At 59.9% G+C, this 25,868-nt stretch carries 22 protein-coding genes, 1 tRNA gene, 1 other RNA gene and 1 pseudogene; 10 read left to right on the forward strand and 15 right to left on the reverse strand.

Annotated elements, in window-relative coordinates:
- Positions 1-35 precede the first annotated feature (35 nt).
- Positions 36-1,586 (reverse strand): polyprenol phosphomannose-dependent alpha 1,6 mannosyltransferase MptB, encoded by a 1,551-nt coding sequence (mptB, locus tag ACX80D_RS14235; protein WP_459323529.1) that lies wholly within the window; start codon positions 1,584-1,586, stop codon positions 36-38.
- Between the two features lie 117 nt (positions 1,587-1,703).
- On the opposite strand from mptB, the gene orn reads away from it, so the two are divergent.
- The 6 genes from orn (at position 1,704) to ACX80D_RS14265 (ending at position 7,766) form a co-directional block, all read left to right on the forward strand.
- Positions 1,704-2,306, forward strand: coding sequence for an oligoribonuclease (gene orn, locus ACX80D_RS14240; protein WP_459323530.1), 603 nt, complete (start codon positions 1,704-1,706; stop codon positions 2,304-2,306).
- Positions 2,307-2,475: 169 nt separating this feature from the next.
- Positions 2,476-2,548, forward strand: a tRNA-His gene (locus ACX80D_RS14245).
- A gap of 116 nt (positions 2,549-2,664) precedes the next feature.
- Positions 2,665-3,237: a peptide deformylase gene (def, locus tag ACX80D_RS14250; protein ID WP_459323531.1), complete on the forward strand. Its 573-nt coding sequence runs from the start codon at positions 2,665-2,667 to the stop codon at positions 3,235-3,237.
- Between the two features lie 187 nt (positions 3,238-3,424).
- Entirely contained in the window at positions 3,425-4,876 is a 1,452-nt protein-coding gene (locus ACX80D_RS14255) for a sugar porter family MFS transporter (protein WP_459323532.1), read from the forward strand.
- Positions 4,877-5,120: 244 nt separating this feature from the next.
- Entirely contained in the window at positions 5,121-5,981 is an 861-nt protein-coding gene (locus ACX80D_RS14260) for an acyltransferase domain-containing protein (RefSeq protein ID WP_459323533.1), read from the forward strand.
- 180 nt (positions 5,982-6,161) lie between these two features.
- Positions 6,162-7,766, forward strand: coding sequence for a peptide chain release factor 3 (locus ACX80D_RS14265; RefSeq protein WP_459323534.1), 1,605 nt, complete (start codon positions 6,162-6,164; stop codon positions 7,764-7,766).
- A gap of 48 nt (positions 7,767-7,814) precedes the next feature.
- Here ACX80D_RS14265 and ACX80D_RS14270 read toward each other — a convergent pair whose 3' ends face one another.
- The 4 genes from ACX80D_RS14270 to ACX80D_RS14285 form a co-directional block, all read right to left on the reverse strand.
- The gene (locus ACX80D_RS14270; protein WP_459323535.1) at positions 7,815-8,615 is read right to left on the reverse strand and encodes an HNH endonuclease family protein; all 801 of its coding nucleotides are present in this window, start codon (positions 8,613-8,615) and stop codon (positions 7,815-7,817) included.
- Positions 8,616-8,803: 188 nt separating this feature from the next.
- A complete protein-coding gene (locus tag ACX80D_RS14275) occupies positions 8,804-9,064 on the reverse strand; it encodes a GlsB/YeaQ/YmgE family stress response membrane protein (RefSeq protein ID WP_459323536.1) in 261 nt (86 codons plus the stop codon).
- A 613-nt stretch (positions 9,065-9,677) separates the two neighbouring features.
- An RNA gene (gene rnpB, locus ACX80D_RS14280) (RNase P RNA component class A) lies at positions 9,678-10,061 on the reverse strand.
- Positions 10,062-10,189: 128 nt separating this feature from the next.
- Positions 10,190-11,665, reverse strand: coding sequence for a glyceraldehyde-3-phosphate dehydrogenase (locus ACX80D_RS14285; protein ID WP_459323551.1), 1,476 nt, complete (start codon positions 11,663-11,665; stop codon positions 10,190-10,192).
- Between the two features lie 220 nt (positions 11,666-11,885).
- Here ACX80D_RS14285 and ACX80D_RS14290 point away from each other — a divergent pair, with 220 nt between their 5' ends.
- The gene (locus ACX80D_RS14290; RefSeq protein ID WP_459323537.1) at positions 11,886-12,650 is read left to right on the forward strand and encodes a YaaA family protein; all 765 of its coding nucleotides are present in this window, start codon (positions 11,886-11,888) and stop codon (positions 12,648-12,650) included.
- A gap of 31 nt (positions 12,651-12,681) precedes the next feature.
- Here the strand turns inward: ACX80D_RS14290 and ACX80D_RS14295 are convergent, their stop codons facing one another.
- The 10 genes and pseudogenes from ACX80D_RS14295 to ACX80D_RS14340 all read right to left on the reverse strand — a co-directional run bounded on the left by ACX80D_RS14295 (position 12,682) and on the right by ACX80D_RS14340 (position 23,253).
- Positions 12,682-13,938: a serine hydrolase domain-containing protein gene (locus tag ACX80D_RS14295; protein ID WP_459323538.1), complete on the reverse strand. Its 1,257-nt coding sequence runs from the start codon at positions 13,936-13,938 to the stop codon at positions 12,682-12,684.
- A gap of 181 nt (positions 13,939-14,119) precedes the next feature.
- The gene (locus tag ACX80D_RS14300; RefSeq protein ID WP_459323539.1) at positions 14,120-14,770 is read right to left on the reverse strand and encodes a response regulator; all 651 of its coding nucleotides are present in this window, start codon (positions 14,768-14,770) and stop codon (positions 14,120-14,122) included.
- A gap of 56 nt (positions 14,771-14,826) precedes the next feature.
- Positions 14,827-15,147 (reverse strand): annotated as a pseudogene (locus ACX80D_RS14305) (sensor histidine kinase); the annotation flags it as partial.
- On the reverse strand, positions 15,147-16,511 hold the full coding sequence (locus ACX80D_RS14310; RefSeq protein ID WP_459323540.1) for a histidine kinase: 1,365 nt from the start codon (positions 16,509-16,511) through the stop codon (positions 15,147-15,149). The gene ACX80D_RS14310 and the pseudogene ACX80D_RS14305, both read right to left, overlap by 1 nt.
- Positions 16,512-16,583: 72 nt before the next feature.
- Entirely contained in the window at positions 16,584-17,879 is a 1,296-nt protein-coding gene (locus tag ACX80D_RS14315) for a serine hydrolase domain-containing protein (protein ID WP_459323541.1), read from the reverse strand.
- A gap of 182 nt (positions 17,880-18,061) precedes the next feature.
- On the reverse strand, positions 18,062-20,113 hold the full coding sequence (locus ACX80D_RS14320; protein WP_459323542.1) for a hypothetical protein: 2,052 nt from the start codon (positions 20,111-20,113) through the stop codon (positions 18,062-18,064).
- Between the two features lie 58 nt (positions 20,114-20,171).
- A complete protein-coding gene (locus ACX80D_RS14325) occupies positions 20,172-20,963 on the reverse strand; it encodes a hypothetical protein (RefSeq protein WP_459323543.1) in 792 nt (263 codons plus the stop codon).
- Between the two features lie 112 nt (positions 20,964-21,075).
- Positions 21,076-21,261, reverse strand: coding sequence for a hypothetical protein (locus ACX80D_RS14330; RefSeq protein WP_459323544.1), 186 nt, complete (start codon positions 21,259-21,261; stop codon positions 21,076-21,078).
- 87 nt (positions 21,262-21,348) lie between these two features.
- Positions 21,349-22,086 (reverse strand): zinc ribbon domain-containing protein, encoded by a 738-nt coding sequence (locus ACX80D_RS14335; protein ID WP_459323545.1) that lies wholly within the window; start codon positions 22,084-22,086, stop codon positions 21,349-21,351.
- Positions 22,087-22,152: 66 nt separating this feature from the next.
- Positions 22,153-23,253 (reverse strand): Nif3-like dinuclear metal center hexameric protein, encoded by a 1,101-nt coding sequence (locus tag ACX80D_RS14340; protein ID WP_459323546.1) that lies wholly within the window; start codon positions 23,251-23,253, stop codon positions 22,153-22,155.
- A gap of 87 nt (positions 23,254-23,340) precedes the next feature.
- On the opposite strand from ACX80D_RS14340, the gene msrA reads away from it, so the two are divergent.
- The 3 genes from msrA to epsC all read left to right on the forward strand — a co-directional run bounded on the left by msrA (position 23,341) and on the right by epsC (position 25,734).
- A complete protein-coding gene (gene msrA / locus ACX80D_RS14345) occupies positions 23,341-23,865 on the forward strand; it encodes a peptide-methionine (S)-S-oxide reductase MsrA (protein ID WP_459323547.1) in 525 nt (174 codons plus the stop codon).
- A gap of 104 nt (positions 23,866-23,969) precedes the next feature.
- Positions 23,970-24,905, forward strand: a complete 936-nt coding sequence (gene cysK / locus ACX80D_RS14350; RefSeq protein WP_459323548.1) for a cysteine synthase A — start codon at positions 23,970-23,972, stop codon at positions 24,903-24,905.
- Positions 24,906-25,146: 241 nt separating this feature from the next.
- Entirely contained in the window at positions 25,147-25,734 is a 588-nt protein-coding gene (epsC, locus tag ACX80D_RS14355; RefSeq protein ID WP_459323549.1) for a serine O-acetyltransferase EpsC, read from the forward strand.
- Positions 25,735-25,868 lie beyond the last annotated feature (134 nt).

The following is a 25,868-nucleotide window of genomic DNA, read 5'->3' on the forward strand; positions in this document are numbered from 1 at the left end:
GTCCGGCCTAGTTCTTGGCGGTGGTGCTCTGAATTCTAGGTGCCTTTGGAGCTTTTGATGCCGTGGGAGGATTCGCGGCTCAGCAGCAGTTTTCGTGTGTACACATCCACCACCAGCAAGTAGAAGACCCCGGCTAGGGCCACCGCCATGGACAGCGATGCTGTTCCCACCGGCAGTTCCACAAAGCCCCACACAAACAACTGGTCTTGGGCCCCAAACACCACGAAGAAGGCAATCACTACGTAGCAAATTTTGATCTGCCAGTTGTTGCGGAGACCCGTGACCGCTAAGAACGGCAGGAACCACAGCACGTACCAGGGCTGGATAATCGGCGCCATTAGTACGACGGCGGCAAACGCCAACCCCATTCGACGCACCACCTGCTGCGGGTTCCCTCGGAACATGAGCCAGAGGACCAGGCCCACACTGAGCACACTGAGCAGCGTCCGGAAGCCGTTTTCGATGGCCGCCCCATCTAAGCCCAGCAGCCTGCCGAGCTCCCCTACCATTTGTCCGCCAAAGCCCGAAGGTGAGTATCCGGTGTAGCCAGGGGTCGTATCCAGCAGCGCCCACGTCCAGCCGAAGCCTAGATTTCCCGGCAGGCCTAGGATCCAAAGAATAAACAGGCTCAGAGTTCCCGTTCCTGCCCAGAACAGGAAGCGCCTCCCCCACCCGGCCTGGTGCCCAGCCCACAGCAAGCCGATGAACGGCAGCAGCACAATAGTAATGGGCTTGACTGCAATGGACAGCGTCACTAACAACACACCCAGCACGCCACGCCGGGTTGCCGCGAAATAGGTCCCGGCAACGGCCAATCCCACCATCAATGCGTCATTGTGGGCACTGGCCACGAAGGAAATTAAGAACAAGGGATTCGCCACGGCGATCCACAACGCCCTGGCACCGTCAACACCATGGAGAGCGGCCAGCTTCGGGACATAGATGACACACAGCGCCACACCTACACACGCCAGTGCCCGGAACAGCAACACCGAGGTGTCCGGCTGACCGCCGGTCAAGGCCACCACCCCTCGGGAGAGCCACAAAAAAACGGGCCCATAGGGGGTTCGGTTTTCAGCCCAGGAGGGGTCGGTGCCGAGCATGAACCAATTATTCAGTGCCGAAATTCCTGTGGTGTACGGGTCCTGGCCCGCAGCCATGAGACGGCCTTGGCCCGTATAGGCGTACACGTCACGGGAAAAGATCGGAACCGCGGCGAACAGCGGGGCACCCCAGAGCACCACTGCTGTTACCACTGTGCGCAGCGAGCCTGGCTGCAGCGAGTCTGGGTGCCATGCGCGAAGGCGCTGTCCCAGCCGCAACCAGGAGCGCAGAAGAACAATGGCGCCCAATGTTAGAAGGATGGTGGAGGTGATGACCCCTGCGCCCTCGGTACGCATCCCTATCACCAGCTGGTTGCGGATCATGGGTGAGCCATTGGCAATCCAGCCCACGCCCACTGATCCGACAAGGATCATCAAGGAACCAATAAAGCCCTCTAATAACTGCAGCCACGCGAACCAAGGCCCCCGCACGGCACTTTTCACAGGGGAAGCCGGGGTAGCCGCTGACGCTGAGGAACTCATCCCAAGCCTCCGGCCATCAAAAAAGTAGTTTCGTCTCATGTGGGCGGAACAGCAACCCTGAAGCCTCAATTTTAGCGCACAAGGCGGCAGGGGACGGGTTCACGGTACATTGGACAGGTGGCTATAACTAATGAACGCATTGTATGGATTGACTGTGAGATGACCGGCTTGGATGCCGTCAATGACGCCCTGATCGAGGTCGCGGCACTTGTCACAGACTCCGAATTGAACATTTTGGGCGAGGGCGTTGATGTCGTCATCAAGCCCAGTGACGAGGCCCTGGCGCAGATGGGCGACTTTGTGCGCACCATGCACACCACCTCAAAACTGCTCGACGAACTGGCCGGCGGCACCACCATGGAGGACGCGCAAGCACAGGTACTGGCTTACATTCGCGAACATGTTCCCGTGGCTAACAAGGCTCCGTTGGCTGGGAACTCCATCGGCACCGACAAGGTGTTCCTCGCCCGAGACATGCCAGAACTGGTGGAGCACCTGCATTACCGTGTTGTTGATGTCTCAACCATCAAGGAGCTCTCACGCCGCTGGTTCCCGCGCGCTTACTTCCAGTCGCCCGCAAAAACCGGAAATCACCGTGCACTCGGGGACATTATCGACAGCATCAACGAGCTCAAGTACTACCGTGAGGCGGTCTTTGTGTCGGCTCCGGGCCCGGATACCAAAACAGCCAAGAAGATTTCGGCACAATTCTCGGGATAAATTCCGCGTCTTCTCGCCCCTCCTCCACCGCCTGATTGGGACTTACATCACAAATACGACAAAGGGCACAACTTTGGTCTTGACCACCTTTTATTTCGGGTAGACTATTTGTCGTTGCCACAAGCAAGGCGGACATCGCAAGATGCTCCAAGAGGTTGCGGCGGACATGGTGGGATTAGCTCAGTTGGCAGAGCGCCTGGTTGTGGTCCAGGAGGTCGCGGGTTCAAACCCCGTATCTCACCCCTTATGTGGTTCACTACGAATCACGAAGACACCCCGGTCATTTGATCGGGGTGTTTTTCATTGCCTGAATGCGCTAGAACTTGAAAATGTTTTCGAGCCTGGAAAGGAATCCGTCATGACCATCCGCCCCGTGACCATTTTGGGTGAACCTGTACTCCACCGCCGCGCCGAAGAGGTTTTGGCTTTCGATGAGGACCTCAAGGCCCTTGTCACCGACATGTACGAGACCATGGATGCCGCTCACGGCGTAGGCTTGGCTGCCCCGCAGATTGGTGTTGGCTTGCGGCTTTTCACCTACCAAATGGACAACGACGACGACGTTCCTGAGCGGGGCGTTGTTGTGAACCCTACGCTCACCGTTGGTAAGATCTCCGGCAACCCACCCAGCGTGGACGATGAGGTGGAGGGTTGCCTGTCCGTTCCCGGCATCGACTACCCGCTCAAGCGCGCAGAGTGGGTCCGTGTGCGTGGCTTCGATGTAGACGGCAACCCTCTCGACTTTGAAGCAACCGGATGGTTTGCCCGCTGCATGCAGCACGAATACGATCACCTCGACGGCAAGCTCTACGTGGACAGGCTCAATGCGCGCTACTCCAAGAAGTCCAAGCGGGCGGCCAAGAACAATGGCTGGGGAGTACCTGGGCTAACCTGGATGCCCGGTGTAGATCCGGACCCCTTCGGCCACTGAGTTTAGCCCTTGAGTCCTATATCACTACCCCAGGTGAGCTATTACCTATGAGGCATATCTCACGGCTCAGATAACCCATTCTGGAAGCCAGAAACTCTCCACTAGGAGTAGCTTTACCATTTGGAATTACTAAGCAATTTTTTCAAACGGGCCGCGCTTAGCAGCGTGGCGGCTTCAAAGGGGAACCATGTCCGGGACAACTATGCCAAAACAGTCAGCAACGAGGATTCCTCGAAAAGTTGCCGGATTGGCCATCGCCGGTGCGGTGGGAGGATTCCTCTTTGGCTTTGATTCATCGGTAGTCAACGGAGCCGTTGACGCCATGCAAGCCCATTACGTGCTCGGTGACGCTCTCACCGGCTTCGCGGTGGCCATCGCACTCTTGGGTTGTGCCGTAGGTGCCTATGCTGCAGGCCGTATCGCCGACGCCAAGGGCCGCATTCCAGCCATGAAAATTGGTGGCATCCTCTTCTTGATCAGCGCCTTGGGAACTGGTTTTGCTTTCAGTGTCTACGACTTGGTTTTCTGGCGCTTCGTGGGCGGTTTGGGCATTGGCCTAGCCTCCGTCATTGCCCCGGCCTACATTTCGGAAATCTCACCAGCCAAGCACCGCGGCCGTTTAGCGTCCTTGCAGCAGCTGGCCATCACGGTAGGTATCTTCGCGGCACTACTCTCTGATGCGTTATTCGCCAATGCCGCCGGCGGAGCCGCTCAGGAGCTATGGCTAGGTCTGCCAGCTTGGCGCTGGATGTTCCTCGCCGCAGCTGTGCCGGCCGTTGTCTACTTCATCATTGCCATGATCCTGCCGGAATCCCCGCGCTTTTTGGTTCTCCACGGCAAGGAAGAAGAAGCTGCCAAGGTCTTCAAGACCATTGCCCCCGAAGAAGACGCACAGAAGAGCATCAGGGAGATTCAGGATGCTGTGCAGGCCGATCTGCTGGCCGCCCGCAAGGGAACCCTGCGCGGCAAGCGCTTTGGCCTGATGCCCGTTGTGTGGATCGGTATTATCCTCTCCATGCTCCAGCAGTTCGTTGGCATCAATGTGATCTTCTACTACTCCACTACCTTGTGGAAGGCCGTGGGCTTCCAGGAAAAGGACTCGCTGACTATTTCCGTTGTGACCGCCATTGTGAACATTCTGGTCACCTTGGTCGCCATTGCTTTGGTGGACAAGATCGGCCGCCGCCCAATCCTGCTCGTCGGTTCGGTCGGCATGGCACTGTCTCTGGGTACCATGGCTTTGGCTTTCTCCACCGCTACAGGTAGCGGCTCCGACGTCTCCCTCTCCGGTGCGTGGGGCCCGGTAGCCTTGGTTGCCGCGAACGTGTTCGTGGTCAGCTTCGGCGCCTCATGGGGCCCGCTGGTCTGGGTGCTATTGGGCGAAATCTTCCCTTCACGTATCCGCGCCCGCGCCCTCGGTTTGGCCGCAGCGGCCCAGTGGATCGCCAACTTCGCCATCACGCTGACGTTCCCGTCCATGGCCGCCGCATCACTGCCGCTGACCTATGGCATGTACGCACTGTTCGCCGTGGCGTCCTTCTTCTTCGTGATGTTCAAGATCCCAGAAACCAACGGCATGTCGCTGGAGCAGGCTGAAACCCTGTTCGATAAGAAGCCCATGGCTGCCAAGCAGTCCTGACCTCAGCTGGACCATTCGGCACTCCGCACGCATTCCGCATTCGGCATTCCCTATGCTGCACACAGTCTGAAGCTGCGTACGGTTACGTCCTAACGGAGCGCCACTCATTGAGTGGCGCTCCGTTAGGGTTTAACCACGCGCAGACGCAAAGTCACCGGGTGCGAAGTTGGTAGACATTAGGTCGCTTGACACTGAGTCGCCAGTCGCAGCAATGCCCCCGGTTGAGGGTCGCTAAACTGTCCCAATGACCTTGCGCACTGCCATGAGCCCAGAACAGACACTTGAGTACCTAAACATTGCTCCGGAGGATCGCCCCGACGCTTTGGCACTGCTGCAGAAGCCGGTAACTCCGGCAGTGGAGGCGGTGCTGGCTCATTTGGCAGCACGTCTGGGCAGCTCCGATGACTCCTTTCCTGAGTTAGGCAGCCAGGAAGCTCCTGTCACGGAATCTGACTGGCTGAGTGCCATGTTGCACTTTGTCCCCGAGATCGTGGCTTGGCATCGCGAACGCGGTATTCCCGAGACCACCTCGCGGGAAACGCTGGCTGATTTCGGCCGCAACATGGCCATCAACCGCCGCGTGCACCAGCGCTTCGGCATGGACACTTACAAGTGGCTCAACCATGTCTTCTCCGGCCGCATCTACCAGCTGGGCCGTCTGCAATACCTCATCCACCAACCCGCAGCGCAGATCCCAGGCGTTGGCTCCGATGAGTGGATTCTGGGCATTCACATACCCGAAGACGGCGGCCTGCCACAAGACGCGGTGGCCCACAGCTTGGCGTTGGCCGCCCCCTTCTTTGCCAAGCACTTTCCCGAAAAACCAGTCCGCTATGCCAATTGCGAGTCCTGGCTGTTGGATCCCTACCTGAGCGCCCATTTGGCCCCCGCCTCCAACATCGCAATATTCGCCGCGCTCTTCACCCCCTACGGCGAACCCCGCACCGAACCCACCGACGCCGTGTACTTCACCTTCCGCACCCGCAGCATGGAGAGTTTGGGAGCCCTCCCGCGGACGACGGCGTTGCAACAGATTGTCCTGAACCGCATCGATGCCGGAGGTGCTTGGCAGCTAGGCTTCGGCAGCCTCAAACTCCCTGTTTAGCCCGCACTTGAGCATCGCCTGAACTGCGACCAGCCTGTGCTGGGCCCGTGCACGCGCACGCAAGCCAGGGATACCGCCGTCGTGCGTGCCACCCAAGAGGGCCGCGGGCTGCGGTAAACTAGATCATTGCGCCCTCTTTACGTTGCTTGAACAAATTCTTTATCGCTAGAAAGTAGTCTTGTGTCCTCTCCGGCCCAGTCCCCCGCCCGCGCCACCGAAATTTCCGGCCAGGCGGAGCGTCGCCGTACCTTCGCCGTCATCTCTCACCCCGATGCCGGTAAGTCCACGCTGACCGAAGCACTGGCGCTGCACGCCAAGGTGATCGGTACGGCCGGTGCCACGAACGGCAAGTCCAACCGTAAGGACACGGTTTCTGACTGGCAGCAGATGGAAAAGGATCGCGGTATCTCGATCAGTTCGGCAGCGCTACAGTTCTCCTACCGCGACACCGTCATCAACTTGCTCGATACCCCCGGCCACGCCGACTTCTCTGAAGATACGTACCGCGTGCTGGCCGCCGTGGATTGCGCCGTCATGCTGGTGGACGCCGGTAAGGGTCTGGAAACGCAGACCATGAAACTCTTCGAGGTGTGCCGTCAGCGCAACCTCCCCATCATCACCGTGATCAACAAGTGGGACCGTCCAGGCCTTGATCCGCTGGAACTGATGGATGAGATCACCGAGCGCACTGGCTTGACCCCCATGCCGCTCACGTGGGCTATCGGCATTGCTGGCGATTTCCGTGGTGTGTGGGATGTTCGCCGCAATGAATTCGCCAAGTTCGCCCGTAACAGCTCCGGCGCCCAGATTGCCCTGACCGAGATCATGACCCTCGAGGAAGCTGCCGCCTCTGAAGGTGTCGCCTGGAGCGATTCCATCGACGAGGCCAGCCTGGTCATTGACGAGGACGCACCTCTGGACTTGGAGGCGTTCTACGCTGGCAAGGCCACTCCCCTGCTGTTCTCCTCGGCAGCCTTGAACTTCGGCGTCAAGCAGATTCTGGACACGCTGGTGGACTTCGCTCCGCCGGCGGCACCCCGCCCCGATGTTGATGGCAGCAGCCGCGCCATTGACGCCCCGTTCTCCGGCTTCGTGTTCAAGGTCCAGGCCGGCATGAACCAGGCCCACCGCGATCACGTTGCCTTTGTGCGCGTGTGCTCGGGGATGTTTGAGCGTGGCATGGTGGTCACCCAGACCCGCACCGGCAAGTCCTTCGCCACCAAATACGCTCAGCAGGTCTTTGGTCGCGACCGCGAGGTCATCGACACCGCTTTCCCGGGCGACGTGGTGGGACTCGTCAACGCCTCGGCCCTGCGCGTTGGCGATTCGCTGTTCGTCGAGGAGCCGGTGGAATACCCGGCCATCCCGCTGTTCGCACCCGAGCACTTCCAAGTGGCCCGGTCCAAGGACCCCAGCAAGTACAAGCAGTTCCGCCGCGGGATCGAACAGCTCGAACACGAAGGCGTCATCCAGGTGTTGCGCTCGGATCTGCGCGGTGATCAGGCGCCGGTGCTGGCCGCCGTCGGACCTATGCAGTTCGAGGTGGTGGATGACAGGATGCACCACGATTTCAACGCCCCCATGCGTCTGGAGCGCCTCAACTATTCACTCGCGCGGCTAACGACGCCGGACGCAACAGCCGTGCTCGCCAATGTCCATGGCGCTGAGGTACTTGAGCGCAGTGACGGTGAATTCCTGGCCCTGTTCAATGACATTTGGGCCATGCGCCGCGTGGAAAAGAACCACCCGGATCTACCATTGACCGAGATTGGCACCAAAATGTAGCAGCGCTTCGGCTCTGTTGTTGGTGAGCCTGTCTTCCAGCCACGTCCTTCACAGGAGGTAGCCGGAGGGCAGGCTCTGCTGTTTCGGGCACAGCCCCAGAACGCGTTGCATGGCCGTCTTTTCGGCCGGGGTGACCCACAACTGGTAGGCGGCCTTGACCGAAATCTGGCGAGCCACATAGTGGCAACGAAACTTCTTGGACGGTGGCAACCAAGTTGCGGCATCGGCGTCGGACTTGTCTTGATTCGCCTGACCATCCACCGCCAGCAAGTTCAGCGGATCATTGGCCAAGCTCTGCCGCTGTACGTCCGTCAGCTCCCCGGCTCCGGTCTGCCACGTGTTGCCCAGCGCAACCACATGATCAATTTGCACCTCCTTGCTGCTGTCCTTGCCCCGTTGAAAAGACACCTCATGCCCCGTGTAGGGCTCCGACAGTTCCCCCGAGGCCACCAGACACAGGGAGCCATCCGTGAAAGTGAGGCCCTGCATGTCCCTGCGCAGGATGTCATTGCGGGTGTCGCAGCCGTTGGCATCTGCATCCAGCCACGCCTCACCGAAAGCGCTGCGCTCATAGTTGTTGCGCGGCGATTTACCCTTCACCAGAAGCGTTTCCAGCAAGGCCAGCGCAGTTCCTGGGCCCACCACGGCCACCGGCTTGCCCAAACCGGGAGGTGAGCTGCCCACGGCAGGCGGTGGGCCGGCGTCGGGTGTGAAGGGCCAGCGGCCAGAGGTGTGCAGCCAGCCAGCCAGGATTACTGCGACGAGAACAAGTAGCACCGCCGCAGCAGTGAGGGGCGGGCGCGCTGCGGGCCGTTGGCGCATCGGGAGCGGTTGCGCATGTCGTGACATCGACCACCCCGCCCTGACCCACCGACGTTTTAGACCCACCCGAGGTTTCGCAGGACTCGGTGAATCGTGATGAGTTTAAGTCTAGGGAGCTACCCGAAAACGTGCGTCCGGTTATCCACAGGCCCGGTTGGGCAAGAAAAAGGAAGGCCCCGATTCTTGCGAACCGGAACCTCCCCCATGTGCAGCTATTAAGCCTTCTTGCGCGTCAACAGTCCCCAAATAATCAGGACGATCAATGAACCACCAATAGCGAGCAGCCACGTTGAGAGAGACCAGAACGAGTTGATACCAACATCGAAAATTGCGCTTCCAATCCAGCCGCCCAAAATTGCGCCCACCACACCAAGCACCAGAGTCGCGAGCCAGCCGCCACCCTGATTGCCTGGCTTAATCGCTTTCGCGATTGCGCCGGCGATCAGACCCAAAATAATCCAACCAATGAAACCCATGTCTTTTCTCCGTTCGGATGAAGGTATTAGTCTCAGCATCAAATTACGATGCACCCGGCAATAGTACGCAGTGGATAGACGAACACCAAATCGAGGAGCTCCGGCGCAGCGGCAGGTACTCGGACGTGAAGTATCTCGGGGGCGTGAATTAGCGGGGTATGAATTTTCGGCGTCCTGAAGCCGCTCGGAAGCATCTTTGATACTTCACCCGTGAGGAATGGTCGTTTTGCCCTTTCTAAACGACCTTTCCTCACGGGTCAATGCGCGACGGCGGCCGCAACCGCCCAGCACGGCAAGGCGCTGCAAGGTCTGGCCCCAGCACAGCCTGACACGGCACGGCGCTGCGCGACACAGCGCCGATATTGTGGCACAAAACACTAAATCGATCCGCTAGCAGCTAGCCTCTATCTCCCCCACCACGAGACCTCAGATGTGGCCCCCTAAAAGCGATTTAGGGGGCCAGATCTGAGGTCTCGAGGATGCCGCTGACACGGAACGGCCACACCGGCCACACAAGCCACACGAAACCCCACAAGCCACGCCGCCGACCCGAAAAACTCAACAAAAAATGGTGCACATCCCCGCGAAAACACGGGAACAACACACCAAAAAGTGGATAGGGCAGCCGTTACGCCGGGTTTTGTCATCCGCCGCAGTTACCCGCGGCAGAGAGGCAACCATCCATCTACGAACGCCGTTGCCGACGCCCTCTAGCAGCCTACCCAGACACTCAGGCGAACAGCCCTCAATCATGCCCTGTCTGGCCTTGCTCCGGGTGGGGTTTACCTAGCTTCCCTAGTCACCTAGGGAACTGGTGGTCTCTTACACCACCGTTTCACCCTTACCCGCGCCGGTCCTTACGAACCGTGCGGGCGGTCTATTCTCTGTGGCACTGTCCTGCGGGTTACCCCGAGTGGGCGTTACCCACCACCCTGTTCTGTGGAGCCCGGACGTTCCTCGAGCCACTTGCGTGACGCGCGGTTGCCTAGCTGCCCTATCCAACTGTCAATACTAGTCGATTGGTCCGCTGTCACTAGACGGAATTTCTCCATCGCGAGTTTGGGCGTTCGCGCTCCGGCGTCGAAGATTTACGTCCGACGCCGGCGCCGGGGGCAGGTGCCCTGGCTAGGCCTGCGCTGTGGCTAGCTCTGCGGACGCGTCCAGGGTGGGGAATGCGCGCGGGTGGACCCCGGCCATTTCCTCCATGACGCGTACTACCTGGCAGCTGTAGCCGAACTCGTTGTCATACCAGACGTAGAGGACAAGGTTTTTGTTGGTGCTGATGGTGGCCAATCCATCCACGATGCCGGCGCGGCGTGAGCCCACGAAGTCGCTTGACACCACCTCGGGGGAATCTATGTAATCGATCTGCTTGCGCAGACCCGAATGCAGTGAAATCTCACGCAGGTAAGTGTTGACCTCATCCTTGGTGGTGGCGTTTTCTAGCGTCAGGTTCAGGATCGCCATGGACACGTTGGGGGTGGGGACGCGGATGGAGTTACCGGTCAGCTTGCCCTCGAGCTCGGGCAACGCCTTGGCCACGGCCTTGGCGGCGCCGGTTTCAGTCAGGACCATGTTCAACGCTGCTGAGCGGCCACGGCGATCGCCCTTGTGGAAGTTATCCGTCAAGTTCTGGTCATTGGTGAAGGAGTGAACCGTCTCCACATGGCCGTGCACAATGCCGTACTTGTCGTTGAGGACCTTCAGCACCGGGGTGATGGCGTTGGTGGTGCAAGAAGCTGCGGTGACAATCTTGTCCTCGGCGGTGATGGTGCCGTGGTTGATGCCGTGCACCACGTTCTTCAGCGTTCCCTTGCCCGGAGCGGTGAGCAAGACTCGGGCCACACCCGTGCTCGCCAGGTGCTGGGACAGGCCTTCTTCATCGCGCCAGCGGCCCGTGTTGTCCACGATCAGCGCGTTGTTGATGCCGAAGCTGGTGTAGTCAATGGTGGCCGGGCTGTCCGAGTAAATGACCTGGATGGCGGTGCCGTTGGCCTGGATGATGTTGTTCTCGTGGTCCACCGTGATGGTGCCGTTGAACGGTCCGTGGACGGAGTCGCGGCGCAGCAAGCTGGCACGCTTGGTCAGGTCCATCTCGCCGCCGTTGCGGACCACAATGGCGCGCAGTCGCAGGCCGTGGCCACCGCCGGAGTGTTCAATGAGGATGCGGGCCAAGAGACGGCCAATGCGGCCAAAGCCGTACAGAACAACATCGGTGCTGGTGCGTTCGTCGGCGCCGAAACGGTCAACAATGTCCGCCAGCTCGGTACGCAGGAAGGCTTCGAGATCAGCTTCTCCCGACGCTTTGAAACCGGCGTTGAGGCGGGCCAAATCCAGCGATGCGGCGCCAAGTTGCAGCGTCACAAGGGCCCGCAGGAGCGGCAGAGTTTCCTCCAGCGGAAGTTCAACTTCGTCGATCTGGCGGGCAAAGCGGTGAGCCTTCAACAGACTAATCACCGATTGGTTGATCAATGAACGGCCGTGAATGTTAGTCAGGACATTGTTTTCCCGGTACAGCTTCCCGATGAGCGGAATCATGGCCTCGGCCATGGTTTCGCGTCCGATCCAGGAATCCAGGACGACGTCGGAGTTGTTAGCCACGAGTTCTTGCACCACTGTAGTTACCCTCTTCTAGCTCAAAACACCCTTGGTTTAAGCCATCCTCAGTGTCTCAGGATGCGCATAGTACCGGCGAGTTCAGTGAGCGTACTCACTAGACCGGTCTATGTGCCAGCAGCGCCTCCCCCAGTGATGGCTGAAGCTACCGCGGCGAGAGGGGTGGAACGCAAATGCTGGGCCCGCCAACCGGTAGGCTCAAACGGTGCTAATTTTGCTTCCCCCTTCTGAAGGTAAAACCCCGCCCGACGCCGGAGCTCCCGTTGATCTGGCCGAGCTGAGTTTTCCCGAACTCACCATCGCCCGGCAGGACGTTGCGCAGGCGCTGGCCGCCGTTTCAGGGCAGGACGACGCCCTGAAGCAGCTGGGTGTTGGTGCCACCTTGGTTCAAGAAGTCAGCCGCAATACCCGGTTGGCCCACGAGCCTGCCGCACCGGCGCACAGCATCTACACGGGCGTGCTGTTCGACGCCCTGGGTTATGCGAGCATGAGCGCAACGCAACAGCGCAAGGCCGATGCCGCCGTCGTCGTTGTCTCGGGGCTGTGGGGTGCGGTGGGCTTTGCCGACAGGATTCCCGCCTACCGGCTGTCCATGTCAGTGGGCCTGCCAGGTCTGGGCAAATTGGCCAGTTATTGGAAACCGAAACTTGCCGCTGCTGTTGCAGGCCACGCGGAGGGGCATCTGCTGGTTGATTGCCGCTCGAGTACCTATGCGGCGGCTTGGGTTCCGGATCCGGTTCACACCGTGGCAGTGAATGTCTTCACCGAGCGCGACGGCGTCCGCAAAGTGGTCTCGCACTTCGCCAAACATACTCGCGGCGAATTGGCCCGGCATTTGTTGACCCGAGGCGGCAAGGCGCCGGAGACACCCGCGGCGCTGGCCAAGGCGGCCGCGGAAAAGTGGGTGGTGGAACTTGTGCCCGGCACGGCACGCAAGGCCCACGCTTTGAACATCATTCTGACGGACTGATACCCACCCATCCAGCGCATCTCCGATTCGCTTACCTACTCATGGGCGGCGCGTCGGCTGGGGCTGCCACGGCACCAATGATCTTGAACAATTCCAACGCCTGGTTGGGTACGCCGTCGGGATCATCGAAGGCGGCTTCGGTGTAGGTCACGGCAACCGCAATGGCAATCTTCTCTGACGGCAGCGAGGCTTCAACCGCTGAGTAGCCACCGAACATGGGATTTTGCAGCACCCAGTTGCCACTGAGCACCACGCCCAGCCCGTAGCTAAAGCCATTCCCCATTTCCGTACAGTTGATGCACCCGGGTACCTTGGTGGTCTTGCCCCGGAGGTTCGTGTCAATCTGGGCCGCATGGGACTCTGCCGAGAGAAGTGACCCGGAACCAATCGCGTCAGCTGACGTGGTCATATCGGTGATAGTTGTGGTTTGAATTGCGCCGCGGGCCAAGGTCCATGACGGGTTCCAGAAGCTGCTGTCTTCCATGAACCGTGTCGCGGCGGGCAGACCCAGGGCTTCCTTGCGCTCACCCGTATAGGCATGCAGCACCGGTTCCGGTATATAGGGTGTGTTCGAGCTTCGTGTCCCGGTCAGTCCCAGCGGTGTCAGAATTTTTTGCTGCAGCAGTTTCTCCAACGGCATCTCAGCGATTTTCTCAAGGGCCAGCCCCAACAAAACGTAATTGGTGTGTGCGTAGTTCCAGTTGGTCCCCGGTGCGTAGATCAGCGGCTTGGAGGTACCAAAGGCATACAACTCTTCCGGGGTCCACGCCCGGAACGGATCGGCGTATAACTCCTCTTGGAATGCCGGATCCGGCACATAGTCTTCATAACCAGACGTCATCTGAACCAGCTGCCCCAAGGTCACTTGGTCACTATGAGGCACCTCTGGCAGCCAGTTGGACAGCTTATCCGTCAGGGAAACCTTCTTCTCATCTACTAACTGCAACAAGGCCGTTGCCATATACGAGATCGCAACGGCACCGTTGCGAAAATGCATATCGGTGTTTGCCGGCACTCCCGGCATGGATTCGCCAAATGCTTCTGTTAGTACAGGCTCGCCTGCGACCGTGACACGCAAGATCACCGACCGCAGATTTCGCGCGTCCATCTCTTCTGCGACGATGGCCCGCACCTGCTCGGCCAGCTTTGGGTCGGCAGATGCCGCGGCAGGCAAGGACGACGCAGTTGATGCAGTTGATTCTGCTGGCTGCAGAGAACAGCCTGCGAGCGCAGGCACCGCCACCATGCCGTAGATCAGGCCGCTCTTGGCCTGTTTAAGCGCACTCATGTGACTCCTGTTTTCATCGTGGGGATAGCGCAACTTCCCTGACCCTATTCGGGCCACGGGGAAGCTGCCCTGCAACGATGCTAGTGCCGCGGTATCGGGTACGGAATGGACCCAGGTCGCCTCTTGGGAGCCACTTGGGAGCCATCTGGGAGCCTCCAGCGGACCGGCGCTGGCCGCGGCGTTAGTTATCGCTGAGGTAGTGCATGACCGCCAGCACTCTCCGGTGCGATTCCCCGTCCAGAGCCAGGTTGAGCGAGTCATAAATGCGAGAGGTGTGCTGCACAACGGCTTTTTCACTGAGGAACAGCTCCGCAGCAATCCGGGAATTACTGCGACCTTCGGCCATCAATGCCAGAACTTCTTGCTGCCGCGGGGTCAGTGCACGAATTGCTCCATTGGAGCGTTGGGCGCGCGCCACCATGAGCGCTACAACATCCTGGTCGAGAGCCATGCCGCCCGCGGCAACCTCCCGCAGCTGGCCCAGAAAGGTGTCAACGTCGGCGATGCGCTGCTTGAGCAGGTAGCCCACCTTGCCGCCGGAGGACCGCAGGAGCTCGTTGGCGTATCGCCGTTGCATATGTTGGGACAGGACCACCACTGCTATCTCCGGGTGCTTTGTCCGCAGGCGCAGTGCCGCCCGCAGACCCTCATCGCTGTGGGTCGGCGGCATGCGGATGTCGGTAATGACCAACTCCGGAAGGTGCAAACTAACGGCACTTTCCAATTCCACAGCGTCGCCGACTGCAGCCACCACCTCAAATCCACCCACTTCCAACACCAGCTGCAGTCCGTGCCGGAGCAGCGCCTCATCCTCAGCAATGACTCCGCGCATGGCAGCTCCACCTTGATCCGGGTGCCCTCCCCTGCTGGGCTGACTAGGTAAAAGAGGCCGCCCAGGACGTCCACCCGGTCACCCATGCCGCGCAATCCAGTGCCAGCATGGAGGTCTGCTCCACCTGTGCCGTCGTCGCGCACTTCCAGATGCAGCCACCCCTCCTGGACCATCAGCCCAACGTGAATCTTCGTGGCCTGCGAATGCTTCAAGGCATTGCTGAGCGCTTCGGCCAGGACAAAGTAGGCGGTACGTTCGACGGCGGAGGTGAGAGTGCCGCCGTCGAGCTCCAGTTCCAGCATGGTGGGGATGGGCATCCTGTCGGCCAGGTCCTCCGCCGCTTCAGCCAGGCCCCGCTCAATGAGGGCTGCGGGCATCACCGCGTGCACCAGCGCTCGCAGCTCCGCCGCAAAGAATCTATGCCCTGCCTCAGGTGCGTGGCCCGCTCAGCAGCGGCGGCATCCGATCCGTGTGATTTGGCCAGTTGCTGGGCCTCCAGCGCCAACAGGACAAGCTGCATTTGGAGACCGTCGTGCAGATCCCGGGCAATCCTGCGGCGTTCACGGTCCGCAGCTTCCACCAACCGCTCCCTGGATCGTTGCAGTGCGCCGTGGCTTTCCCGCAACTCCACGGTCAACCGTTCCCGGTCTACTGCGATGGCCACCACCTGCCCGGCGGCACGGACCAGCGCCGGCTCTTCAATGAGCGAGGAGTCGTAGGTGATGGCTCCCACTGTCCTGTCGCCCAGCACAATCTCCACCTGGCCCCGGTTGGTGCTTTGCGCCACCAGGGGAGCTGGTGAACCATCCTCGTTGACAAACACTTCGCGTTTGGGCACCCAAAAGGACAGGGTGGCAGAAGGGTCACCCAGCGCACGCACCAGAGCCGCGGCCAAGGCGGACCGGGCTCCCCCGGAGGCGCCCAGCCAAGATCCCAATTCCTCCAGCTCACCAGTCTTGGCGAATCCACCCCGGAGAATTCCGTGCCCGAAGGCAAGCGGGATTCCACCAATGACTATCAGCTGCAGCGCTGCCCTTACATCCGTGCTCAGGCCCAGCAGCGGACTCAGCACTTGGGCGACCAGTGGAACAAAGATCACGGCAAAGGTGCCATAGGCGAACAAGGGCAGCAGGACCCGGCGTTGTCCAGCGTCTGCCTCAACCAGACGCCTCATGAGGACCACAGCCGTGGCCAACATGACCACAGCCCCAGCCCATACCTGCAGCCACCGCGCAATACCCACCATGAGAGGGCTCTCGGCAAGGACCAGGAAGGGCACATCGATGTTGGTACGGAAGACATAGCTCGGAACCTGAAGCAGGAGCGAGTTTGTATAGGCGGCGAGCACGGTGACCTTTGACAGCCAGCCTTTAAGTCGGCCGGAAGGAAAGGCGTGCAGCATGTGGACAATGACAGCCAGGATGAGGGTGGAACCGATCGTGGACGCGGCCACGAAGACCGGTATGTCGCTGTTGCTCATCCCGTTCAAGAAGACAGCAAATCCACCAAACAGGATCAGGGCACCCAGCCGGTTTCCCGGGCGCCGGTGCCACGCCCGCAATCCGGCCAGCAGATAGACCACCGTAACAACAGGAAAGAGCACCATCACATGGCCCATCGGACCAGCTACGGGCAGCAGGAACCATTGCATGGCAGCCAAGGAAAAACCGGCCACAAAGATGACAACGAGAGAACGGTCAAGGGATCTGGCGAGCTTTAAACGCGGTGCCTTCTGGGCCATGGAACCCAATCTACCGGCCGGCCAACGGCGGTATGAACGTAGGACGCCAGCTGGCCGCGGTGTCTCTGGAGATCATTGTTTAGGTACCGGTGAGAATTCATGGCCAAGGGCCACCGAAACGGCTTCAAATATGCGGGTGGCTGGGTCCATGCAAGGCAGCGACTGTGGGGTATCCGGTAGCGTTTTCGACTCTGCGCATGCTCCGGAGGGGATGTCACTATTGGCCGCCACCACTACGGTGGTGTCAGTGTCTGTGTCGTAGAAAACTGAGGTGTTGTAGCCGGGAAGCTCCCCTGTGTGTCCCACCCAGCCGTCGATGCAGCCGAAGGCCAATCCATAGCCGTCTCCGTCAGGGAAGGAGGTTAGGCGCTCAATCTGTGCCACAGGCTCCAGCAAACCTTGACCCGTGCCCAAGGCCCGCCCGTAGACCAGCAAGTCCTGAACAGTTGAGACCATCTGTCCGGCGGTCCACGCCCAAGTGGGGTTCCACTCGCTGCTGTTGACCGGTGTTGCGACGCCTTCGGCGGTGCCCTGCAACGTGAATCCCTGAGCATGCGGATCCGGGTAGGGATCGCCGCCGCCGGGCATGGATGTGGCATTCAATTCAAGCGGTGTCAGGATCATCTCTTCCAACACCTGATCAAAGGGCTTGCTCGTCACCTTTTCCACCACTTTGCCCAGCAAAATGAAGTTCGTATTGGAGTAATTGAACTGCTCCCCCGGTGCGAACAGCGGTGGCAGGGCGAGGCCCATGGCAAGCAGACTTTCCGGTGTCCACGTCTGGGTTGGATCGTTAAACAGCGACACCATGAAGCCTTCATCCACGGTGTAGCTGGCAATTCCACTGGTCATGTTCAAGAGCATGCGCACGGTGATGGCTTCCCCGTTGGGCACCTCGGGTACAAAATTAGCGATCGGATCATCAAGTTTCAGCCGCCCATCCTGTGCCAACTGCTGGACCACGGTGCCCGTGAAAGTCTTGGTGACAGATCCAATGCGCTGATGCACCCCGGTGGTCATGGGAGCCTTGGCATCCGGGTCCGAGAGTCCATAGGCCTTTTGCCAGGTGCCTTCCGGACTGCGCACCGCCACAACGGCACCCTCGCTCGCGGCATCGGTGAAGCCCCGGGCTGCAGCAGCATCAAGGGCCTGCGCCTTCGCGGCACTGAGCGGCTGCGTGGCAGATGCTCCAGTGTGACGTGCGACGACGGCTCCCGGGTCAGCCACGCAGCTGACAGTTCCTGCCTGGGCAGATGTGGTCGATGTCGATGGGTCAGATGCGGCTGGCGGCGCACCACCGCAGGCAGCCAACAGAACCATTAGCCCGGCCGTAGCAGGTGCGAGGGTGAGCCGGGATCGGACTTTCATGGGGCACTCCATTCCGGGCAACGCAGTGCCCAGAACCATTCTTTCCGTTCATCGACCGCTCAACCATAGACCTAGGTCCATGCTGCGGGGTGCGCCGCTGTCTCGTGACCATCGGAACACCCCGCCTTGATAACCAGCTCTGGATGAGCTGCCGTGCTCACTTGCTGAGGGAATTCCGGTGCCTAGCTCCCGAGATACTCCTGCAAGACCTCCCATTTCAGCTTGCGCTCCGCCCCCTTGAACGCCGACTCGGTCAGCTTGCCCCATTCGCTGGGCACTTTGCAGATTTGCAGTTCTTCGGCATAGTTACTGACCGTTCGATCTCCTACTTGAACTTGGTGTGCAGCATCATAATCTGCGATGACTTTTCCGACGATCTTGTCCGCGGAGTCCTCCATCCAGGTACACCAGTAGGTGACGGCGCCGACAGCTGTTCCCGCAGCAGCAGGCTCGGCGAGCGCTCCTGGTGGAGATTTTGGTGTGTCGTCAGCTTTGATGGGGACCGTGATTTTGCCGCCGGTAGCCCGATACCAGTTGTCCCCTTCGCCCAAGAAGTACACATCCGAGGAATAGCGGTCCATTTTGTCGGTGTAGTAGAAGGCTCCCACAGACCAGAATGGCACTTCTGCCTCGCCACCTTGACTCACGTCAAATTTGTTGGTGAGCTCATAACCAAATGTTGTTTCCGAGCTGACCTCGATGCTGGTCTTGGACTTGCCAACTATCTCATCGGCCTCTTGCTCATACCCAACCTTGACGCCGAACATTTGCTCAAAGTTGTTGGTTACCTCCCTCGAAAAGGTGAAATCGAAGTCCTGCTTACCGCTAGTACCGGACCCGTTGGCGTAGAGCATACTTCCCTTGCTCGGGTTCGGAACAGCAGGTTCTGCGGTGATGTGTTCCACTCCGCCCTGGGTGAGAACGCATTGGCCGTCAGCGGAACCGCAAGCCTCTATGATTCCGCGCTGCACCGCCTCCACCTGGCCGTTCAACGTATCCACCGCAGCCATCTGCACAACAAACGTTGTATCGTCATTCCACTTGATATTTGGCTTGGTCATCGCGGTCGGTTCGCAGGTGAACGGAGTGTCACCGGCCACCAGAGTTCCTGCATTGTTGGGATCTCCGGAGTAGATCTCACAGTCCGCACTCGGAAACCACCTCACATGCGACTTGTAATTCTCGGCGAAACCTTTCACCCAGTAGCCGCTCGAAGCGCCGTCTAGCAAGATCTCATAAACAAAATAAGCCTGTGCGTGCGTAAGCGGCTCTGCATGCTTGTGCGGCGAGTTCAGCGCCGATGCCGTCCATGTTAGGGACTCCCCACTGGAAATGGTGGCATATTTCGCGTCCCTCACCGGTATCCCAGCGCCGTCGAAGGGGTACCACTCTGTGCCGTTCATGACGATGCGGTGATCCTGGTTCGCCGTTCCGAAGATTCCCTTGTCCAGGGACAACTTCGGAGCACTGTCGTCAACATTGCTGACACGGATGGTTCCGGTGATGTCAGCCCAGGAATAAATTCCGACCTCACCACCGGCCACCAGTACCCCGGATTGGCCTGAAACAGAACTGCCTTCACAGCCGAAGGGCGAATCATCATCGATGTCGATCACGGACCCCTTGTAGAGGACGGCGCATTCAGTGTCTACCGCAAGTGACCCTCCGGTGCGGCTCACCACGGAGGTGTACTGCGCCGAATAATCGGTTAATGTGCCGGTGTCGTTCAGTTGCACCGTGAGGACAACCGTGTGGTGTCCTTCGGCCGTCGGCATGGGGTAGTTCCACTGCAGGTGGCGTCCTTCCCCGTCTACCCATTCATTTACGTCCTGGACAGGACCGACGCCGCCGGTTCCGTCGTAGTTGATCTGGGGATGATAGGGGTAGACGTCGGATCCAAAGGTGTACCGCAGGTGGACACCGTTCGCTTGCGTCTGCACCGCCTTGCGTTCAATGGTCTGCACCGCGCGCGGCAGTACCTTAGGTGTTTCGGGGATCCCGTCGGCGGTGTCTTCTGCCGCAGGAGCCGGCGCAGGCTCACTCGAGGCTGGAGCCGGCGCAGGCTCACTCGTAGCCGGCACGGCAATGGAGGGCGCCGGCGTTGGCGTTTCCACGGCGTCCACGGCCCACGCCGCGTTGGGGCTGCCAACGAGGAACACGGCCGCTACAGCCAGGGCACTAAAGGCAGCGGCGCACCGGCGGCTGCGTGATCGGATGGTGTTCGCTTCACTCATGGGAGGGTTCCTAGATATTGTCAAAGAGGGGCAAGTGCCAAGCGGATGGAGCAGTTGCCTAAGAAGCCAGGCTCAGCTGCCAGCTACGGAAGGCAGCCAGCTCGGTGTGCAGCGTGGTCGCTGCAGCCGCTGCATCGCTCGCGTGGCCATGCAGTACGACGTCTTGGACGTCATCAATCGCGTGGAATGCCGGCAGCAGCCGTTCAAGCGCTTCCGGTGCGTCGTCGGCGGACAGGTCCAGCTGCGTCATGAGCACAACTTCGGAGAGCGATACAGCCGTGTTGGCCACAGCTTTCCGGGTGGCGCCACGATCCTTTGCGGCAATTGCCGCGTCGAGCTCCAGCAGATACGCCTCGGCGTCGGCGTATGGATCCTCTGACATGGCGGCATCGACGACTGCGTCGTCGTAGGGGCCGGGTTCTGCTGCCAATAGTGGATCAAAGGCGGCCTTCGCACCCGCCTGGTCACCTCCCGACACCGCATCTGCGAGTGTGATGACTTGCTCGAACCGAGGCACCCAATTGGCGTATTGTTCTGGGTCCTCCGCCGCTTGATCGAGCGCGTGTGCAACATGCTCGAGCGTGTTCGCGACAACGATCCATGAGTTTTCGAAGTCTTCTTCAAGCCAGGAATCGAGCACCGGCAGGGTTAGGGCGGAGGCCTGCTCGGCGGTCGCGGGCGGTCTCAGATCCACCATCGGGGCGCCCGCCTTGTGCTCTGATGCCCCTGTCATCGCAGCGTTGACGCCCACGGCAGCGCAGACGCCCGACAGCACCACCGCGACAATCGCTGCGATGATCTTTCCCCGACTCTTAAATCGCCGGTCATTCGGCGAAATGTTTTCACTCATGGCAGCAACGCTACGGACTGCGCGGCCAGCGGACTAGAGACCTGGGTCCCCACTGTGGAGGCTGAAAAACGGGTGTTCGGCTACTTTTTAGATACTGTCGTCCATGTGCAGGTTAGGGCGTCACGAGTTCTATCTCGAGCATGTCGGCATTTTCCAGGCAGGCCGGGTGGTGTCCGGACCCACGTCGCCGAATATCATCCTCAGTGGCTAAGCCGTGGATTGGGCCACAGCCTGGGGCGGAGAACAGAACACCAATCCCAGACTCAATGAAAATGCCGCCGTTTGGGACAAATGCCATGGTTTGATCCATGGGATTTGTCCCAAACGGCGGCATTTGTGCAACAACACCGGGCCGGGGTGAGCTACCGCTGAGTCCGTGCCGGTTTTAGCTCCACTCCTCCGAGCGGACCAGGATGGCACCGGAATCCGGGCACATCACGATTGTTTCCGGGCTGGCCTTCTTAATCTCAGCCAAGTCGCCGGCGCTAATGTGCATGCCGGAGCCTTCGGACTTGCCGTGGAACAAGCGCGCTGCGCCCACACCGTACTTAGCCAGGGAACGCTCGTAGATCGCCATGAGTGCGGGATCAAAGGTAGCTGCCAGCTCGGCCCGTTCTGCCAGAATGGCATCTCGTTCCATCTTCAGTCCGCCAAGCTTGCTGCGGACCTCATCGAGCACCTCATCGAGGACACTTTGCATCTGGGTGACCAGATCACGTTCGGCCGTAGCTTTAGCGGTGGCTTCCTCAAAAGCTTCCATGGCCTCGAGCTCAGTGTCTTCAAGTTCACTGCGGCGCCGTGTCAGGGACTCGATTTCGCTCTGCAGCGCCATTAGATCCTTGGACAGGCCAGTGCCACTGTTCAGCCTGGCCTCATCGCGCTCAATCCGGGCCACCACGGCGGCCACATCGTCTTCGGACTTGGTCAGCGCCCGCTGAGCGTCGCTGACAGCCGTGTCCAGGACCACTAAATCGCTCTTGGCCACGGTGACGCCAGCATGCAGATCCGGGAGTCTGGGATCTTCCTTCAACGCTTTTGCCTGGACATCGAGTGCGCGTAACTTTCCATCCAGTACTTGGACCTCGAGTAAACGCATTTGTTCGGCCGGTGCTGCCTTAGCCATGTAAATCCTCCAGTTGCATCAAATCCTGTTGCATCAAGGTGATGCGCTGTCTGCTTTAGTTCAAGCCTAGTTCCCGGGAGTCAGAATAAAGTCCCAGGGGTCCGTGTTGGTCTGGCTCAGCGCCAGTTCTGCCTCAAAGCCTTGGTCACCGAGGACGTTGCCAAGAGCAACCATGGCGTTAGGTAGCCACAACCATTCGCTGGCAAAGTGTGAAAGATCAATAAGGTAGGGCCTGCCATCAAGGCGCGCTTCTCGAGCCTCGGAGGCCGGGTGGTGGCGCAGATCGGCGGTGACAAAAACATCAGCGTCGCTGGCTCGCACCGCATCGAAGAGGCTGTCCCCAGCACCGCCACACACAGCAACTTTGCGAACTAGCGCATCCTTATCTCCAGAAACCCGCACTCCCCCGGCCACGGCGGGCAGAGTCAAAAACACTTTGGCGGCTAGGTCACCGAGCTTTTCAGGAGCGGGCAAGAACCCCACCCGGCCAATCCCCTCTTCAGCCAAACCATTGGGCGCGGGCATCAGTGGCAGGACCTCATCCAGCTTCAAGATGTCAGCCAGAACATCAGAGACACCACCCACAGCACTGTCGCCGTTGGTGTGCACCGTCAACAAAGCGCAACCGCCCTCAATCAGGCTATGAATGGCCCGGCCCTTGCCGGTGGTGGCGGCCACTGAATTAACGCCCTTGAGTAGCAGCGGGTGGTGGGTGATGAGCAGCTGGGCTCCCCACTCCAACGCTTCTTCAATGACCTCAAGTGTGGGGTCCACGGCAAACATGATCCGCTCTACCCTGGCTTCCAGACGCCCCACCACCAGGCCCACGCGGTCCCAATCCTCTGCGAGCGATTCCGGCCACAGTTCTTCTGCAGCGAGGAGGACATCGGAAAGAACAGGGGTTTGTAGAGGAGCCACAAGCTCAGTGCCCTGCACAGGTTCGAGGCCAGAGCCGAAAGAATCCTCCGAGACGTCTTCTTCCGATTCCAGCATGTCGGTGCCGCCTTCGTCGTCACCGATCAAGTCGGCAGCGGCGGGCTCATCAGAAGTTTCCGCGCCAGAAAAAGTGGCGTCCGCGCCAACTACCGACAGTTCCGGAGTGACGGCGAGGTGGGCACCTGCATCACTTCCGTCGTCGGACGTGGGAAAAGTTGGTTCCTTGCTCATACTTCTAGCTTACTGGCGGGCAGGAGGTACAGGACACATCGGTGCCGCACGGGAATCTTGAGAGCCGTTAATGACTTATAAATGACCATGAAGACTTTTGTAATGGGCGGCGGCTGCTTTTGGTGCCTAGATGCCGTATATCAGATGACCCGCGGCGTGGAATCGGTGGTGTCCGGCTACACCGGCGGAGCCCTTCCCAACCCGAGTTATGACCAAATTTGCACAGGAATGACCGGGCACGCCGAGATTGTTTCCGTGACTTTCGACGAGACCATCATTCCGGCGGAGGTCATTTTGGACATGTTTTTCATCCAGCATGACCCCACCACTTTGAACCGCCAAGGGTACGACGTCGGCACTCAGTACCGCTCAGTCCTGTACTACCGCGATGAGGCCGAGGAAGCAGAGTTCCGGGCAGCGATCGAACGTAACCAGCCGCTGTGGTCGGATCCGATCGTGACCGAGGTGTCCCGGCTCGGTGTGGTCTATGAAGCCACCGAGGATCACCAGGACTTTTACGCTCGGCGCCCAGAGGTTGGCTATTGCCAGGTCATTATCAACCCAAAAATCTCTAAAGTTAGAAAACATTACGCGAAGTGGCTCACTGCCTAGAACCAAACTAAGGTACTGGATACGCTGACGACTAAGTACAGCGTCACTAGTTCCCGCGCGAACTCACGCACTCCTCCGCTTCACAGACTTATTAAGGACCACTCATGGCACGTATTTATGACAATGTCACCCAGCTGGTTGGCGGCACACCGTTGGTGCGCCTGAACCGCCTGACCGAGGGCCTTAACGCCACGGTCGCTGTGAAGCTGGAATTCTACAACCCGGCCAACAGCGTCAAGGACCGGATCGGTGTCGCCATTGTTGACGCCGCCGAAGCCGCTGGTGTGCTCAAGCCCGGTGGAACCATTGTTGAAGGCACCTCCGGCAACACCGGAATTGCTTTGGCCATGGTGGGCGCCGCACGCGGTTACAAGGTCATCTTGACCATGCCGGAGACCATGTCCACCGAGCGCCGCGTCATGCTGCGCGCCTATGGTGCCGATATCGTACTGACCCCGGGGTCTGAGGGCATGCGTGGCGCTGTGGAGAAGGCGAAGGAAATCGTCGCCACCACCGAGAACGCTATCTGGGCCCAGCAGTTCGCCAACCAGGCCAACGTCGACATTCACCGCACCACCACGGGTGTGGAAATCTGGGACGACACCGACGGCGCCGTGGACATTTTCGTTGCTGGCATCGGCACCGGCGGCACCATCACAGGTGCTGGCCAGTACCTGAAATCACGCAAGCCGGGTCTGAAGGTTGTGGCGGTTGAGCCCATCGATTCAGCCATCCTCAACGGCGGCACACCCGGTCCGCACAAGATCCAAGGCTTGGGCGCGAACTTCATCCCCGAGATCCTAGACCAGGACATCTACGACGAGGTACTGGACGCCACCCTTGAAGATTCCGTGGCGTTCTCCCGAGCACTCGGAAACCAAGAAGGCATCCTGGGCGGTATTTCCGCTGGTGCCGCAATATGGGCTGCCATCGAATTGGCAAAGCGTGAAGAAAACGCCGGCAAGCTCATCGTTGCCGTGGTTCCCGACTTCGGCGAACGCTACATTTCAACTGTGCTCTACGATGACATCCGGGGCTAAGCACCAAATCCCCGAAGGTTCACGGGCGGATGGTTCACGGGCGCAAGTGACCTGAACCTAGGGGGGCTTCGCGCGCGGGGCACATCCACCGCGCGTGGGCCCAGAAGTCCACATTGTGGTTACTGGAATTTTTCCCGCATTACTGACGCTATGTCAGTAATGCGGGTCTTCTGGTCTGTGGCCCCAAATGCATGGCAAACTCCGCCGACACCAGGTGACGGCAATAAACTGAAGGAAGTCTGTGGGATTTTTCGGCAGAATGCGTGAAGACCTAGAATCGGCCCGGTCACATGACCCGGCGGCCCGGGGCTCCATGGAGAACTTGTTTGTCTATTCCGGCCTGCATGCCATCTGGGTGCACCGGCTGACACACAAAATGTGGGCCGTTCCGGTCCTGCGTTTCCCGGCCCGGGTCCTCTCTCAGCTCACCCGCTCCGCCACCGGCATTGAGATCCACCCCGGCGCCACGGTGGGCCGGCGATTCTTTATTGACCACGGCATGGGTGTGGTCATTGGCGAAACCAGTGAAATTGGCGACGACGTCATGATCTACCACGGCGTGACCCTGGGTGGGCGCTCGCTTGAAAAAACCAAGCGCCACCCCACCATCGGCAACCGAGTCACCATTGGTGCTGGCGCCAAGGTCCTGGGCCCCATCACCATCGGCGACGATTCTGCCGTCGGCGCCAATTCCGTGGTGGTCAAGGATGCTCCTGCAGCGTCCATTCTGACCGGCATCCCTGCCACCATCCGGCACCGCGACGCCCGCAAGGAAATGGCCCCGGCAGTAGATCCCGCGGAGTACATTGACCCCGCCATGTGGATCTGATATTCCCTGGGCCCACCCCGGCGAGGCTCCCGCTTCGAGCTTGCCAGAAACGGCACCTGCTGGAGTACGACGGCGGGGGGGCGAGGGGGGGTCTGAGAGGGGAGGGCGACTGGCCGGGTCGTCGAACGAGAGGG

The sequence above is a fragment of the Arthrobacter sp. Sr24 genome (assembly GCF_054511175.1).